Source organism: Pseudomonas sp. W15Feb9B (genome assembly GCF_000828175.1).
Taxonomy (GTDB): domain Bacteria; phylum Pseudomonadota; class Gammaproteobacteria; order Pseudomonadales; family Pseudomonadaceae; genus Aquipseudomonas; species Aquipseudomonas parakoreensis.
Map to the genome: position 1 here is coordinate 53682 of NZ_JTKF01000035.1, position 15357 is coordinate 69038.

The 15357-nt window shown below is 61.8% G+C and carries 17 protein-coding genes and 1 pseudogene; 8 read left to right on the forward strand and 10 right to left on the reverse strand.

Translation table 11 applies throughout. From position 1 onward, the window contains the following. Positions 1–2 precede the first annotated feature (2 nt). Genes OC71_RS17990 through OC71_RS27115 form a run of 6 tightly spaced genes read right to left on the reverse strand, consistent with a single transcriptional unit; the run spans position 3 to position 4612 of the window. The gene (locus tag OC71_RS17990; protein WP_041071983.1) at positions 3–710 is read right to left on the reverse strand and encodes an HAD family hydrolase; all 708 of its coding nucleotides are present in this window, start codon (positions 708–710) and stop codon (positions 3–5) included. After that, complete coding sequence (gene xerC, locus OC71_RS17995) at positions 707–1606, reverse strand: tyrosine recombinase XerC (protein ID WP_041071985.1); 900 nt, start codon at positions 1604–1606, stop codon at positions 707–709. The genes OC71_RS17990 and xerC overlap by 4 nt, the downstream gene beginning before the upstream one ends. Positions 1607–1608: 2 nt before the next feature. Next, the gene (locus tag OC71_RS18000) at positions 1609–2334 is read right to left on the reverse strand and encodes a DUF484 family protein (RefSeq protein WP_041071987.1); all 726 of its coding nucleotides are present in this window, start codon (positions 2332–2334) and stop codon (positions 1609–1611) included. Positions 2335–2347: 13 nt separating this feature from the next. Next, on the reverse strand, positions 2348–3178 hold the full coding sequence (gene dapF / locus OC71_RS18005) for a diaminopimelate epimerase (protein ID WP_041071988.1): 831 nt from the start codon (positions 3176–3178) through the stop codon (positions 2348–2350). 3 nt (positions 3179–3181) lie between these two features. Then, positions 3182–4429: a diaminopimelate decarboxylase gene (gene lysA / locus OC71_RS18010; RefSeq protein ID WP_041071989.1), complete on the reverse strand. Its 1248-nt coding sequence runs from the start codon at positions 4427–4429 to the stop codon at positions 3182–3184. Between the two features lie 9 nt (positions 4430–4438). Continuing rightward, complete coding sequence (locus OC71_RS27115; protein ID WP_007911098.1) at positions 4439–4612, reverse strand: lipoprotein; 174 nt, start codon at positions 4610–4612, stop codon at positions 4439–4441. A gap of 329 nt (positions 4613–4941) precedes the next feature. On the opposite strand from OC71_RS27115, the gene cyaY reads away from it, so the two are divergent. From cyaY to rnk, 3 genes are all read left to right on the forward strand, one after another. Beyond that, the gene (gene cyaY, locus OC71_RS18020; RefSeq protein ID WP_041071991.1) at positions 4942–5268 is read left to right on the forward strand and encodes an iron donor protein CyaY; all 327 of its coding nucleotides are present in this window, start codon (positions 4942–4944) and stop codon (positions 5266–5268) included. A 2-nt stretch (positions 5269–5270) separates the two neighbouring features. Then, positions 5271–5486, forward strand: a complete 216-nt coding sequence (locus OC71_RS27120) for a DUF1289 domain-containing protein (RefSeq protein WP_084234229.1) — start codon at positions 5271–5273, stop codon at positions 5484–5486. A gap of 256 nt (positions 5487–5742) precedes the next feature. Continuing rightward, positions 5743–6162 (forward strand): nucleoside diphosphate kinase regulator, encoded by a 420-nt coding sequence (gene rnk / locus OC71_RS18025; RefSeq protein ID WP_041071993.1) that lies wholly within the window; start codon positions 5743–5745, stop codon positions 6160–6162. A 7-nt stretch (positions 6163–6169) separates the two neighbouring features. Here rnk and OC71_RS18030 read toward each other — a convergent pair whose 3' ends face one another. The 3 genes from OC71_RS18030 to OC71_RS18040 all read right to left on the reverse strand — a co-directional run bounded on the left by OC71_RS18030 (position 6170) and on the right by OC71_RS18040 (position 9986). Then, positions 6170–9013 (reverse strand): class I adenylate cyclase, encoded by a 2844-nt coding sequence (locus OC71_RS18030; protein WP_041071996.1) that lies wholly within the window; start codon positions 9011–9013, stop codon positions 6170–6172. 182 nt (positions 9014–9195) lie between these two features. Further along, complete coding sequence (locus tag OC71_RS18035; protein WP_003229392.1) at positions 9196–9441, reverse strand: TIGR02647 family protein; 246 nt, start codon at positions 9439–9441, stop codon at positions 9196–9198. Positions 9442–9701: 260 nt separating this feature from the next. Continuing rightward, complete coding sequence (locus OC71_RS18040; RefSeq protein ID WP_041071998.1) at positions 9702–9986, reverse strand: hypothetical protein; 285 nt, start codon at positions 9984–9986, stop codon at positions 9702–9704. Between the two features lie 123 nt (positions 9987–10109). On the opposite strand from OC71_RS18040, the gene OC71_RS18045 reads away from it, so the two are divergent. Continuing rightward, complete coding sequence (locus OC71_RS18045) at positions 10110–10769, forward strand: glutathione S-transferase family protein (protein WP_041072000.1); 660 nt, start codon at positions 10110–10112, stop codon at positions 10767–10769. A gap of 120 nt (positions 10770–10889) precedes the next feature. Here the strand turns inward: OC71_RS18045 and argH are convergent, their stop codons facing one another. After that, a complete protein-coding gene (argH, locus tag OC71_RS18050) occupies positions 10890–12284 on the reverse strand; it encodes an argininosuccinate lyase (RefSeq protein WP_041072002.1) in 1395 nt (464 codons plus the stop codon). A 335-nt stretch (positions 12285–12619) separates the two neighbouring features. Between argH and OC71_RS28795 the strand changes: the two are divergent. The 4 genes and pseudogenes from OC71_RS28795 to OC71_RS18065 form a co-directional block, all read left to right on the forward strand. Next, a pseudogene (locus OC71_RS28795) lies at positions 12620–12760 on the forward strand (sensor histidine kinase); the annotation flags it as partial. Then, positions 12757–13503 (forward strand): LytTR family DNA-binding domain-containing protein, encoded by a 747-nt coding sequence (locus OC71_RS18055; protein WP_041072003.1) that lies wholly within the window; start codon positions 12757–12759, stop codon positions 13501–13503. The pseudogene OC71_RS28795 and the gene OC71_RS18055, both read left to right, overlap by 4 nt. Positions 13504–13640: 137 nt before the next feature. Next, the gene (hemC, locus tag OC71_RS18060) at positions 13641–14582 is read left to right on the forward strand and encodes a hydroxymethylbilane synthase (protein ID WP_041072005.1); all 942 of its coding nucleotides are present in this window, start codon (positions 13641–13643) and stop codon (positions 14580–14582) included. Then, a complete protein-coding gene (locus tag OC71_RS18065; RefSeq protein ID WP_041072007.1) occupies positions 14579–15346 on the forward strand; it encodes a uroporphyrinogen-III synthase in 768 nt (255 codons plus the stop codon). Before hemC ends, OC71_RS18065 begins: the two co-directional genes overlap by 4 nt. The last annotated feature ends 11 nt before the right edge of the window (positions 15347–15357 follow it).

Here is a 15357-nt window from a genome sequence, read left to right on the forward strand (position 1 = left end):
TGTCAGGTGGCAAGGGCATTCCAGCGGGCGACTACCGCTGGCAAGTCGGTCAGGCTGCGGATCTCCGCATCCGGCTGACGCTCCGCTTCCCAGACCTTGCCCGCCGGGTTGAACCAGATCGCGCGCATACCCGCTTGCTGCGCGCCGGCAATGTCATCGCCTGGATGATCGCCGATATGTACGGCGGTTTCGGCTGTGGCACCACCACGCTGCAACGCCTCGTGAAACAGCCGCGCATCCGGCTTGGCAATACCGATGTCTTCGGCGCACAACGCAAACTTGAAGTAATCGGCGAGCCCGAGGCGGCGCACGTCAGCGTTGCCATTAGTGACCACGCCGAGGGCGTAGTGGTTGGCGAGAATTTCCAGGGTTGGTTCGACCTCGGGAAATACCGTGATCTGGTGCCGTGCCTGCAGGAACACTTCAAAACTTTTGTCGGCCAGATCCGAAGCTTCGCCGTGGGCGTACCCGGCGTCTTCCAGTGCGTGGAACAGCACCCGTCGGCGCAGCGCGCTGATGCGGTGCTTGAGGCCCGGTTCGCGGGTCAGCACCCGTTCGCGAATTGCCCACAGATGCTCCACCGGCACCGCGCCCAGGTTCGGTGCGTGTTCGCTCAGCCATTCGCGCAATACCGCTTCGGCGCTGACGATCACCGGCGCGGTGTCCCACAGGGTGTCGTCGAGGTCGAAGGTGATCAACTGGATGTTCATGAATCGTCGCCTTTGCTGCGTTTGGCCCGTGGGTGGGCGCTGTCGTAGACCGCCGCCAGGTGCTGGAAGTCCAGGTGGGTGTAGATTTGCGTGGTCTTGATGTCCGAGTGGCCGAGCAGTTCCTGCACCGCGCGCAGATCCTGCGAGGATTCCAGCAAGTGGCTGGCGAAGGAGTGCCGCAGCATATGCGGGTGCAGGTTCTGCCCCAGTTCGCGCTCGCCGGCCAGTTTCACCCGCACCTGAATCGCCCGTGGGCCGAGTCGTCGGCCTTGCTGGCTGACGAACACAGCGTCGTCGGCCGGGTTGGTCATGGCCCGCAGCGGCAGCCATTGCTCCAGTGCTTCGCGGGCCTTTTTGCCCACCGGCAGCAGGCGGGTCTTGCTGCCCTTGCCGAGCACCTGAACCATGCCGTCGGCCAGATCCAGCTGATCGAGGTTGAGCCCGGTCAGCTCGGACAGGCGAAGGCCCGAGGAATAGAAGAGTTCGAGAATCGCCTGATCGCGCCGCGCCAGAAAATCATCCTCGACGGCACCTTCCAGCAGTTGCAACGCACGGTCGGTGTCGAGGGTTTTCGGCAGGCGCCGTTCGCCTTTCGGCGGCGCCAGACCGGTCGCCGGGTCGTGGTCGCACAGACCTTCGCGATTGAGGTAGTGATAGAGCCCGCGCACCGCCGAAAGCAATCGGGCGAGACTGCGTGACGATTGTCCCTGAGCATGCAGCCGGGCGATCAGGCTGCGCAGACGCTGAATATCCAGCGCCGCCCAGCTGCCGATGTTCTGCTTGATGCACCAGCCGAGGACTTTATCGAGGTCGCGGCGGTAGGCCGACAGGGTGTGCGGCGACACCTGTCGCTCACTGCGCAGGTGTTCGCAGTAAGCGTCCAGTTGTCGTTCCATGCTCAGCGTACCGAGCGCAGTGAGCTGTTGACCCGTGGCAGCACGCGGCCCATGACTTCGGCGATGTAGCTGAGAAACAGCGTGCCGACCGAACTCTTGTAGTGCTGCGGATCGCGGCTGGCGATGGCCAGAATACCGTGGATGCCTTGGTGGCTGACGGCGACCACGGCGGTGGAGCCGATCTGCTTGCGCTGTTCTTCGCCGAACAGGAAGTCCAGCTCATGCTCACGCAGGCTGCCGCTGACGCTTTTGCCTTCGGTGAGCAGGCCGCCGATGGCGGTTTGCGCGTCGGCGTGGGTCACCCAGCGGCCGACCGAGGCCGGATTGTCGCCGAGCAGGATCAGGCTGACAAAAGGCACCTGGAAATCCTGACGCAGACTGTCTTCGACACTGATCACCACGTCTTCGAGGCTGGCGGCGTCCATCAGCGACAGGATCAGGCGACGGGTCTTGTCGAACAGCCGGTCGTTGTCGCGGGCGACGTCCATCAAATGCGAGAGGCGATGACGCATCTCGATGTTGCGGTCGCGCAAAATGCTCATCTGCCGTTCGACCAGCGATACGGTGTCACCGCGCTGGTGGGGAATGCGCAGGGCGGGCAGCAGTTCTTCGTGCTCGACGAAGAAGTCCGGATGAGCCTCCAGGTATGCGGCAACCGCTGCCGCCTCCAGGCTCTCGGACGCTGATTCGTCGGACTGTCGGGCGGGTACCTGAGGCTTATCGGTCATGGTTTCTGCTCACTCAAAGACGCACTTGTCCTTCGTATACACGCACTGCCGGGCCGGTCATCAGCACCGGATGGCCGGGGCCTGCCCATTCAATGGACAGACGCCCGCCGGGCAAGTCGATCAACAGCGGCGAATCCATCCACCCCTGGCTGATAGCCGCGACAGCCGCGGCGCAAGCGCCGGTGCCGCAGGCTTGGGTCTCCCCGGCGCCGCGTTCCCAGACGCGCAATTGCGCGCGGTGGCGGTCGATGACCTGGATGAAACCGACGTTGACCCGCGCCGGAAAGCGCGGATGGTGTTCGATTTTCGGTCCCAGTTCATGCACCGGTGCGGTATTGATGTCCTGCACGCGCAGCACCGCATGGGGGTTACCCATCGACACGGCGGCCAGTTCGACCGTGGTGCCGTCGACTTCCAGCTGATAGCTGGACGCCTGCGCCGGTGCGTCGAACGGAATGTCCGCCGGGACCAGGCGTGGTGCGCCCATGTTCACTCCGATCTGGCCGTCGTTACGCACGTCCAGCTCGATGATGCCGCCCTTGGTCTCGACGCGAATCTGCCGTTTGGCGGTCAGGCGTTTGTCGAGCACGAAGCGCGCGAAGCAGCGCGCACCGTTGCCGCACTGTTCCACTTCCGAGCCATCGGAGTTGAAGATCCGGTAACGGAAATCCACGTCCGGGTTGCTTGGCGCTTCGACAATCAGCAACTGGTCGAAACCGATACCGGTGTGCCGGTCGCCCCATTGCTTGGCGTGCTTGGGCTGAATATGCGCGTGCTGGCTGACCAGGTCGAGAACCATGAAGTCATTGCCCAGGCCGTGCATTTTGGTAAAACGCAGCAGCATGGGTTACTCCGGCAGCAGGCTTTCGCCGGCAAACAGCTCGGCCACGGTTTCGCGGCGGCGCACTTCAAAAACCTGATCACCGTCTACCAGCACTTCAGCGGCACGGCCGCGGGTGTTGTAGTTGGAACTCATCACAAAGCCATAGGCACCGGCCGAATGCACGGCCAGCAGGTCGCCTTCTTCCAGCGCCAGCTCACGATCCTTGGCGAGGAAATCGCCGGTTTCGCAGATCGGGCCAACCACGTCGTACTGGCGCGCGGCGCTGTCACGCGGCTTGACGGCGGTGACGTCCATCCAGGCCTGATACAGCGCCGGGCGGATCAGATCGTTCATCGCCGCGTCGACGATGGCGAAATCCTTGTGTTCGGTGTGCTTGAGGTATTCGACCTGGGTCAGCAGCACGCCGGCGTTGGCGACGATAAAGCGGCCTGGCTCGAACACCAGTGCCAGGTCACGACCGTTCAGACGCTCACGCACAGCCTTGATGTAATCGCCGGCCAGTGGCGGCTCTTCATCGCGATAACGCACGCCCAGGCCACCGCCGAGATCGATGTGGCGCAGGTGAATGCCGCAATCGCCGAGGCGGTCGACCAGGTCCAGCAGACGGTCGAGAGCGTCGAGGAACGGCGGCAAGGTGGTCAGTTGCGAGCCGATGTGGCAATCGACACCGATCACTTCCAGGTTCGGCAGGTGCGCGGCACGCACGTACACGTCTTCGGCGTCGGCAATGGCGATGCCGAACTTGTTCTCTTTGAGACCGGTGGAAATGTACGGATGGGTGCCGGCATCGACGTCCGGGTTGACGCGCAACGAGATCGGCGCGCGAACGCCCAGCTCGGCGGCCACCACTTGCAGGCGCTCCAGTTCGTCGGTGGATTCGACGTTGAAGCAGTGCACGCCGACTTCCAGCGCGCGACGCATGTCATCACGGGTCTTGCCGACACCGGAGAAGACGATCTTGTCGGCGCTGCCGCCAGCGGCCAGTACACGCTCCAGTTCGCCACGGGAAACGATGTCGAAACCGGCGCCGAGACGGGCCAGAACATTCAGCACGCCGAGGTTGGAGTTAGCCTTTACGGCGTAGCAGACCAGGTGCGGCACGCCCGCCAAGGCATCGGCGTAGGCCAGATACTGGGCTTCGATGTGCGCACGCGAGTAGACATAGGTGGGCGTGCCGAAGCGATCGGCGATGGCGGACAGCGCCACACCTTCCGCGAACAGCTCCCCGCCACGGTAGTTAAAAGCGTCCATGGCGATCCCTTATTGGTAAACGTCGTGCTTGTGTGCTTTGGACGGCTGCTTTTGCGAAGACTGGGCTTGCTCGGCCGGGTCCTGATCGTCATCCGGCAGGTACAGCGGGCCTTTTTGACCACAGGCCGAAACGAGGCAGGCAACCGCGACGAGCGCAGCAAGGGAAGAGATCAGGCGCTTCATGGCGAAATCCTTGAAAATGCGTTAATTGCGCCGGAGTATACCGGCCACCCGGCAGCTTGCCTATGCGAGGGGGTTCCCGTCCGGCGGGGCTCTCTGGATACACCTGGAGCCTTGTGGGAGCGAGCCTGCTCGCGAAGAGGCCGGCACATCCGATATGTTTGCTGGCTGACACACCGCTTTCGTCGGATCGCCGCCCGGAGCCGGCTCGCTCCCACAGGCGCCAGTGCTGGATGGGAAACGGTGCTTGGTCGTTAATCTTTGCAATCGGCCGGCAGCGCCCGTATCTTGCGGCGCTTGAGCCTGACCCGACATTTTTTGAGGTTGCCACAATGAGTTTGTCCGAAGCGCGTTTCCACGATCTGGTCGATGCCACCCAGCAGGCGTTGGAAGAGTTGCTGGAGGATCATGCCGACGATATCGAGATCACGGCCGGCATGATGACCATCAAGTTCGACAACGGCAGCCAGCTGATCATCAGCCGCCAGGAGCCGCTGCGTCAGCTGTGGCTGGCGGCGCGTTCCGGTGGTTTCCACTTCGACTACGACGAAGAGTCGGGCAAATGGAGCTGCGAGAAGTCTGAAGAACTGCTCGGTGAAGTCCTGGCTCGTTGCGTTCAGGACCAGACCGGCCTTGAGCTGGATTTCGAAGAGATCTGATCGTGACCGAGGTTGCCCCGCGCCCACCCAAGCCGCTCTACAGCAACGTCAGCCCAGCGGTGCCGTCACCGTGCACTGGCGTTTGCCGGCTGGATGAGCAGAAGGTTTGCCTTGGCTGCTTCCGCCATGTCGAGGATATTCGCGAATGGCGCTCGGCGGACGATCAACGCCGCCGGGTCATCTGCCAGCAGGCTGCCGCACGAAAATCACATGCCTGATCCGATCTGTGGCGAGGGAGCTTGCTCCCGCTCGGCTGCGCAGCAGTCGTAGGAATTTCAGGGCCGCTACGCGCCCCAGCGGGAGCAAGCTCCCTCGCCACAAGGGTCTCCTCCGGTCTGGAAGGTGGCTTGTATATTTTTTGAGCTGTGATAGTGTCCGAACACGCCTCAACCCATCGAGGCCCGGTGAAAACCCCGTCTTTTTTGGCGGGGTTTTGCTTTTTTTGTGTGCAGAAGAAAGGAGTCTGCCCGGATCATGACCGCACCTTCCATCACCCTTACCCGTCTGGACGTACAACGTCTGGAGCGCCTGATCGACAACCTGAACGAGAAAGACCAGGCTGCGCCGGGCGTGATCGCGCTGCAAACCGAACTGGACCGCGCCGATACACTGGTCGGCCACGATGAAGTGCCCGCTGATGTCGTGACGATGAATTCCCGCGTGCACTGCCGCGAAGAAGGCAGCGGCAAGGATTATCACCTGACGCTGGTCTACCCCAAGGATGCCAACGCCGACGAAGGCAAGATCTCGATCCTCGCACCGGTCGGCAGCGCGCTGCTGGGCCTGAAGGTCGGTCAGCACATCGACTGGCCCGCGCCGGGTGGCAAGACCCTGAAACTGACCTTGCTGGAAGTCGAGTCACAACCAGCCAACGGCGGTGATTTCCGCGAGTGACCCCGCCTCAGATCTGTTCGAGCGCCTCGTTCAGGGCGCGCTCCAGGTCGGCCTTGTAGCGCAAATACAGATTGCTTGAACTCTGCCCGTCACCAAGCAGGCCCGAGAGGTCCAGGTCGGTGATATAGCAGCGATAGCGCTCGGTCTCGCGGCGCTGTTCGACGATCTCCCGGGCGACCACGCGAAACAGCTGGTCGCCATGTTCGAGCTCGCTGAATTCTCGTTGATTGCAATACAGGGTGACCTGCACTTCGCCCGGTGCGGCTTTGCCAATGATTGCCTGCACATCGTAGAACGGTTTGTTCACCGGGGTTTGCGGCGCCGGCCGTGCTTCGACCCGGCGCGCGCGCCCCGGGCCTGAAGGCAATAACTGGTAATACAAGGTTTCGAGGCTGATCGCCGGGCTGCCGTCCATCGGCAACAGTGCTTCTCGCCGGTACTGGATCGATTGCAGGAAACGCTGCAGCGGCACCAGCAGGCTCTGTTCGTCGTGATACGGCAGATGTTGTTGCCACAGCGCGTTGAACTCATCCAGCACATACAACTCGGCCTGTTGTTCGGTGATCCGGTAGAACACCTGAATCGCCTCCGGCTGACCCATGGGCAGAATCAGCGCGAGGTCATGATCCTCCAGCGCCATCGGATCCAGGTGCAGCGGGCTGTAGCGCGGCTGTTCTTCGCCCAGATAATCCAGCAGCGCCGGCAATGTCGCGAGGGCTACGTGATTGACCTGGCCCGGCACCAGTTCCAGCACGTGATAGTGCTGTTGCACCTGAATCAGGTAGCGGTGATTGAGCTCGCTGAGCAACAGGGTCTGCGCGGTGTCGATGACTTCTTCGACGCGCCGGGCAATGAACTGTGCGCGGTTGTGGCAGAAGCAGCGCACTTTCAATGACGGCTGCTGCGGGCCGCGCGGCAGGTTGTTGAGGTAGTCGCGCAGGCAATCGAGCAATGCGTGGGGACCGTCGAAGCGGTTGACCAGCACTTCATTCCAGCTGTTGAGCGTGACTTGATCGAGGGTCAATACAAGGTTTTCGCGCACCCCGGCGTAACTCAACGAATCGGTGCGCTCGGTGGTCATCAGGATATTCAGGTCGCGATGATGCTTGAGCGGGTCGACACCGACGTTGACCAGTATCAGCACCTCGCTCGGCATCGCGGCGCGCAGCAGCGGCTCTTCTGCAACGGTTGGCAGGGGCAGGGCGATGCACTGCTGCAGGCTGCCGAGCAAGTTGAACAACTCGAACTCGCTCATGTCGCTGGTGCCGGGATGAAGGGCCAGGCGCGTGCTGCTGTCGATCACGCCGTTGCGATGGCACCAGGTCAGCAGCTCGAGCAACTCGCGGCTGCGCTTGATCGGCGCAAAGTGCTCCCATTCCAAAGCGTTCAGACTGCCGTTGTACAAGCCCCACTGGGTTTGCCCGGGTTCTTTCTTGTTCGGCGACTGCACCAGGGTCAGGGTGTCTTCGGCCAGGTCCGGGGCGATGCCGGGATTGATGAATTCGACCTTGTCGGCCTTGCGCTCGAACGCCGCGTACAGGCGGCGCCCGAGCACGTTGAGATCACGCTTGTTGATCAGGCTGACGGTCTGTTCGCTGCGGGCGAACTGGGTCAGGAAGCGGTAGCTGTAATTCAGCTCATTGACCAGGGCGCGGCGTTCAGCGCTGACCTGGCGGACTTTCCACTGGCTGCGGCTGTCGAGCAGGGCCAGTTGGCGCTGATCCCAATGCCATTCGTGCGCCAGGCGTTCCAGCAGCGAGCGCTGCCAGCTCTGGGTGCGGCTGCTGCCAGTGAGCTTGCGGTTGACCTTGAGGTACAACGCGCGTCGTACCAGCTCCAGCCGCTCCGGCTCGTTGCGGGCGGTCAGGTACTCTTCGATGCGTCGGTACACGACCATGTACGGATCCAGCTCATCCAGATCCAGTTGATTGGCAAACACGGCCTGCTTGTAACGCAGACTCAGGCACTGCACGTTCGGGTGTTCGCTGGCGTAGACCTCGGTCAGCAACAACTTGAGTACCGATTTGTAGGGCGACTCAATGCCCTTGAACAGTTGCCACAGGCCGGCGCCGATGAACTCGCCCGGCGGAATCCTCGCCAAATGCCCGAGATCCAGCGTCTCGTCGGCGCGAATGAAGCGCTTGGACAGCAAAGTGTGGGTGTACAGGTCGTACGCACTTTCTTCGTAGACCGGCACCAGCCACCAGATCGGCGTGCGTCCGCCCAGCCAGATCGCGGTGCGATAAAACTCGTCCAGCAGCAGATAGTGCTGAGTGCTGCCGCAATTTTCGGAGCTGAGTTGGCTGTCGCGTTCGCCTGTGACGAAACGCACCGGGTCGATCAGAAAGAAGTGCGCCTCGGCGCCCTGGGTCGTGGCCCAGGCTTCGAGCAGCTGGCATTTTTTGCGCAGCTCGGCGATCTCGCTTTCGCCCCGATCCGGCGCATGGCAGACCCACACGTCCATGTCGCTCTGATCGGCCTGGGCCAGGGTGCCGAGGCTGCCCATCAGGAACAGCCCGTGAATTGGCCGTGGCGGGTTGCTGCCGTGGCGTGGTTTGTAGGAGAACGAGCGAGTCAGGCGTTGTGCTTCGGCGAGGGCGGTAGCGTCCGGTTCATAGTTGGACAGCCCGGCTGGCGTGCTGCCGGAAACATAGCCCGGCAACAGCGGGTGATTGACGTGGAAGAACAGCGGCAGCAGGGTCAGCACGCCTTGCTGGCGGGTCGACAGACCTTCGAGTGCCCGGCCAAGGCGACCTTCATTGAGCTTGAGAAAACGCGCGCGCAGCTGGCTGAGTACCTTGCGGTCGATGCCTTCGTCCAGATCGGGGCGGATTTCGTGGGTGCGCGTCATGTCAGCTCAAACCGGCTCGTGGGCTCGGACGAAGAGGGTCTCGGAATGGGAGGCAGTTTAGCCTTTGCACGGCGGGACTTTTAAGCTGAATTTGTTTTTTGACGTCAGATTTTTAGCGCGAGGGCCAGGCAGGCCCGCGGAAATCCCGTGGCAGGAGTTCCCGTGGGCAAAAGAAGGGGGAATCAGGCGGTTTCCTGCTCTCTCAGAATGGTCAGCACGGTTTGCACATTTTGCGCGGCATCGCGACCCAGGCTGGTCAGATACCCGCCATCGGGCTGGTCGGTGAGTTCTTTTTCGAAGAGGCGTTTGGCGGCGGCAATGTGTTTCGGGGCAGCGGTCTGATGAATTTTCAAACCTTCCTGGGAACTGTCCAGGTTGAAGAGTGCGAGGACTTCCAGTTCGGCAACCAACTCAGGGGTAAGCGACATAAGGACTCCAGACTTTCTAGGAATTGGACGACAGCGTCCCTAAGGTGAACCCGCTTTTGCGGCATGTCCAGTGCTCAGATCAGGGATTTTGTCTTGAGGCGGATTCCAGTGTAGTCGGGGCCGGAGAGATGGCTGGATGGATGGGTGACAAATTGTGTGGGAGCGAGCCTGCTCGCGAAAGCGGTGTGTCATATAGCGTTGTTTTTGCTGATACACGGCATTCGCGAGCAGGCTCGCTCCCACAAGGGGATGTGTTTTGCTTACTGCTTTTCCGGTGGCAGCTCTGGCAGCGCACGCAGTGCGGTTTCATACCACTCGGTATCGAACGCGCGGTCTTCGTCGAGCATCGCGTCAATCTCATAGGCCAGTACGTGCGCCATCAGGTTGAGGATCTCTTCGCGCTCGCCACCCACGAGGGTCAGCTTGTTGAAGGTCGCCTTGGCGGCTGGCGGGTTGTCGCTTTCGATCTGGTTCTCGATGGCTTCGATCAGCGTCGCCTCGGTGAACTCTTCTTCGTCGTTGTCGATGTCTGTCGGCTCGCTCATGGCAGGCTCCTCAAGGAAAGGCGCCAGTTTACCCGCATTCAGCGGCGTGATGCTGCTGGCAGGATCGTGACGGGCGATCTATAAACAGTGCCTGCCCACCCCGCACGGCCTGGAGGCTATGTGATGTTCAAGCTCTATGGATTCGCTGTCAGCAACTACTACAACATGGTCAAACTGGCGCTGCTGGAAAAAGGCCTGGCGTTCGAAGAGGTGACGTTCTACCCGACGCAGACCCCGGAATCGCTGGCGATCAGCCCGCGCGGCAAAGTACCGGTACTCGGTGTCGATGCCGGATTTATTAACGAAACCGCGATCATCCTCGAATACCTTGAGCAGACCCAGAAAGGTACGCCGCTGTTACCGAGCGATCCATTCGAGCGAGCGCAGGTGTTGGCGATTGCCAAGGAAATCGAGCTGTACATCGAGCTGCCGGGGCGCGCCTGTTATGGCGAGGCGTTCTTCGGCGCGACGGTGCCGGACGCGATCAAGGAGAAAACCAAAGCCGAGCTGTTGCTGGGTTTTGCGGCACTGGGCCGACACGGCAAATTCGCCCCGTACGTGGCGGGCGACAGTTTGAGCATCGCGGATCTGTACTTCCTGTACAGCGTGCCGCTGGCCTGTGCGGTCGGGCAAAAGTTGTTCGGGATCGATTTGCTGGCGGAGATGCCGAAAGCCAAGGCGCTGCTGGAGCGGCTTGAGCAGAATCCGCATGTGCAGAAGATTGCGGCGGACAAAGAGGCGGCGATGCCGGCGTTTTTGGCGATGATCGCTGCCAAGAAGTGAGTATTGCGGCGTTTGTAAATAGGTAATCGCTGGCAAGCCAGCTCCCACAGGTCTTTGGGTCGAACACAAAATTGTGTTCCAACAAAGAACCCTGTGGGAGCGGGCTTGCCCGCGATGCTTTTAGCGGCTTGCGATCAACGCCTGACCGCGAACCACCGCTGCCTTGACCTGCGCCGGCGCTGTCCCGCCGATGTGGTCACGGGCATTCACCGAGCCTTCCAGCGTCAGTACGGCAAACACGTCCTGCTCGATCTGGTCGCTGAACTGGCGCAATTCTTCCAGGCTCATCTCGGCCAGATCCTTGCCAGTGTCCACGCCGTATTTCACCGCGTGACCGACGATTTCGTGGCAGTCACGGAACGGCAGGCCACGGCGTACCAGGTAGTCCGCCAGGTCGGTGGCGGTGGAGAAACCGCGCAGGGCCGCTTCACGCATGATCGCGTGTTTCGGCTTGATCGCCGGGATCATGTCGGCAAAGGCGCGCAGCGAATCGCGCAAGGTGTCGGCCGCGTCGAACAGCGGTTCCTTGTCTTCCTGATTGTCCTTGTTGTAGGCCAATGGCTGGCCTTTCATCAGGGTCAGCAGGCCCATCAGCGCGCCGAATACACGGCCGGTCTTGCCGCGTACCAGCTCCGGCACGTCCGGGTTTTTCTTTTGCGGCATGATCGAGCTGCCGGTGCAGAAACGATCCGGCAGATCGATGAACTGAAATTGCGCGCTGGTCCAGAGCACCAGCTCTTCTGAGAAGCGCGACAGGTGCATCATCGCAATGCTCGCGGCCGAGCAGAATTCGATGGCGAAGTCGCGATCGGAAACGTTGTCCAGCGAGTTACCGCCGACGGCATCGAAACCCAGCAGTTGCGCGGTGTATTCGCGGTCGATCGGGTAGGTGGTGCCGGCCAGCGCAGCGCTGCCCAGCGGCATGCGGTTGGTGCGCTTGCGGCAGTCGACCAGACGCTCGTAGTCGCGGCTGAGCATTTCGAACCAGGCCAGCATGTGGTGGCCGAAGGTCACCGGTTGTGCGGTCTGCAGGTGAGTGAAGCCGGGCATGATGCTCGCCGCTTCACGGTCGGCCTGCTCCAGCAGGCCTTTTTGCAGGCGAGTGATTTCGGCCAGGATCAGGTCGATTTCGTCACGCAGCCACAGGCGGATGTCGGTGGCGACCTGGTCGTTACGGCTGCGCCCGGTGTGCAGTTTCTTGCCGGTGATGCCGATGCGGTCAGTCAGGCGCGCTTCGATGTTCATGTGCACGTCTTCGAGGTCGACGCGCCAGTCGAACTGGCCGGCCTCGATTTCGCCCTGGATGGTCTGCAGGCCATCGATGATGCTGTCGCGCTCGGCATCCGTCAGCACGCCGACCTTGGCCAGCATGGTGGCGTGGGCGATCGAGCCCATGATGTCGTGGCGATACAGGCGCTGGTCGAAAGTGACGGAGGCGGTGAAGCGGGCGACGAAGGCGTCGACGGGTTCACTGAAGCGGCCGCCCCAGGACTGATTGGTCTTGTCAGTGCTCATGAATTCGCTCGTATCGGCTTGGAGAAAGAAGGCGTGAAACGCTGGCGCGGATAATAACAGGGTTGCCAATCCTGTCGCTGACACCGGTCGATACGTTTTTTTCTCATCTGCTCGTTCATAGTCGGCGCTGTCTGCAGGGGATTTGCGCAAGGATATTTTTCGATTGAGCAATATCGGCCCGGCAAGCGTCTACAGTTGGACATAAGGGTCGGCGCGACTGCAGATCGCGCTAAGGTCTGGACGCCGACTATAAGAAGAGGGGGTGGGTGGATTTGTCCTTTGGCATACCCCGTGAAAAACGCAGAAAACAGCGGGCTTTGAGCAGTACGACCCGGACACTGGCAAATATTGCTGGCCGACGTACGGCACTTTTTGGCGCTCGGGCTAGTCTTAGCGTGGATCGCGGTGACGGACGTCACTTCACCTGTCTACGCTATCCTTGTGCGAGACTCACGCAGGAATCCAGCGCAATATGAATGTCCTGATCGTTGATGACGAACCACTGGCTCGCGAGCGCCTCAGCCGAATGGTGAGCGAGCTCGAGGGTTATACAGTTCTGGAGCCCAGCGCCACGAATGGCGAAGAGGCGTTGGCGCTGATCGACAGCCACAAGCCGGATATCGTGCTGCTCGATATCCGCATGCCGGGCCTCGATGGCCTGCAGGTGGCTGCCCGTCTGTGCGAGCGTGAAACGCCGCCGGCCGTGGTGTTTTGCACCAGCCCCGATGAATTTGCCGTGGAAGCCCTGCAGGCCAGCGCCGTGGGCTATGTGGTGAAACCCGTGCGAACCGAACATCTGCATGACGCCCTGAAGCGGGCTGAACGTCCCAACCGGGCGCAACTTTCGGCCCTGACCCGGCCTGCCGCCGAAAGCGGCAACGGCCCGCGCAGTCATATCAGCGCCCGAACCCGAAAAGGCATCGAACTGATCCCGCTGGATCAGGTGGTCTATTTCATTGCTGATCACAAGTACGTGACCCTGCGCCATGAAAGTGGCGAGGTGCTGCTGGACGAGCCGCTCAAGGCCCTCGAAGACGAATTCGGCGAGCGTTTCGTGCGCATCCACCGTAACGCGCTGGTCGCCCGCGACCGTATCGAGCGTCTGCAACGCACGCCGCTGGGGCATTTCCAGCTATTTCTCAAAGGCCTCAATGGTGATGCGCTGATCGTCAGCCGGCGGCATGTGGCCGGTGTGCGCAAGATGATGCAGGGCCTCTGACCCAGCCTTCGCGCGCGGTTGCACGTTCTTCTGCCGGGCATTGCAGGCCAGGGAGGCCACGCCGTTTCTGATTCAAGTCAAAGTGGATTTGGCTGAGCTGTTATTATCCGTCGTATCTATTCAGTACGGATTGATCCATGTCCTCTCGCGAAATCCGCATCGCCACCCGTAAAAGTGCGCTGGCCCTCTGGCAGGCCGAATACGTCAAAGCCCGTCTTGAGGAGGCCCATCCGGGTCTGCTGGTGACGCTGGTGCCCATGGTCAGTCGCGGCGACAAGCTGCTCGACTCACCGCTGTCGAAAATCGGCGGCAAGGGCCTGTTCGTCAAGGAACTGGAAACCGCGCTGCTGGAAAACGAAGCCGACATCGCCGTGCACTCGATGAAAGACGTGCCGATGGACTTCCCTGAAGGCCTGGGCCTGTTCTGCATCTGCGAACGTGAAGATCCGCGTGATGCTTTCGTTTCCAATACCTATCAAAGTCTGGACGCGCTGCCCGCCGGCGCCATCGTCGGCACCTCCAGCCTGCGTCGTCAGGCACAACTGTTGACCCGTCGCCCGGATCTGGAAATCCGCTTCCTGCGCGGCAACGTCAACACCCGTCTGGCCAAGCTCGATGCCGGTGAGTACGACGCGATCATTCTTGCGGCAGCCGGCCTGATTCGTCTCGGTTTCGAAGACCGCATCACCTCGGCGATCAGTGTCGACGACAGTCTGCCGGCCGGTGGCCAGGGCGCGGTCGGCATCGAATGTCGTAGCGCCGATACGCAAATCCACGCCTTGCTCGCGCCTTTGCACCATGCCGACACCGCTTCGCGCGTGACCGCTGAACGTGCTCTGAACAAACATCTGAATGGCGGTTGCCAAGTGCCGATCGCCTGCTACGCCGTGCTTGAAGGTGAGCAGTTGTGGCTGCGTGGCCTGGTGGGCGAGCCGAGCGGTGGCAAGCTGCTCAGCGCCGAGGCCCGCGCGCCGCGCGCCGATGCCGAAGCATTGGGCGTGCAGGTCGCTGAAGCCTTGCTCAGTCAGGGGGCCGACGACATTCTCAAAGCGGTGTATGGCGAGGCAGGTCACGAGTGACTGCCTGGCGCCTGCTGCTGACGCGTCCTGCGGATGACTGCGCGGCGCTGGCCGGGGTGTTGGCCGCAGAAGGTTTTTTCAGCAGTTGCCTGCCGCTTCTGGACATCGTGCCGCTGCCGGTCTCTGACAAGATACGTCGGGTTCTGGCGCAACTGTCGGGTTGCAGCGCGGTCATTGTGGTCAGCAAACCGGCGGCGCGGATTGCGCTTGATCTGCTGGACGCTCATGGGCCTGAGTCGTTGTCGATGCCGTGGTTCAGCGTCGGCGCGGCGACCGCGCAGATTCTTCGCGATCACGGTCTCGACGTACACTTTCCCGCCGACGGCGATGACAGTGAAGCCCTGCTGCAATTGCCGCGTCTGCGCGAAGCGGTCAGCGGGTCCGACGCGCAGGTGCTGATCCTGCGCGGGGAGGGAGGTCGCGAGCTGCTCGCCGAGCGCCTGCGTGCGCTAGGTGCTAGTGTCGAGTATCTGGAGTTGTACAGGCGTGACCTGCCAGCCTATGCCCCGGATGAACTGCCACGACGGATCGAAGCGGAACGCTTGAACGGGCTGGTGGTCAGCAGTGGACAGGGTTTCGAGCACCTGTGCCAACTGGCCGGCGCTGCCTGGCCGGCGATTGCGCAGTTGCCGTTGTTTGTGCCAAGCCCAAGGGTCGCCGAGCTGGCACGTGCCGCCGGGGCCCAAACAGTTGTGGATTGCCGTGGCGCGAGTGCTGCGGCTTTGCTGACGGCGTTACGGGAGCATCCCGTGCCCGTTCTCTAATGCAAAGGATG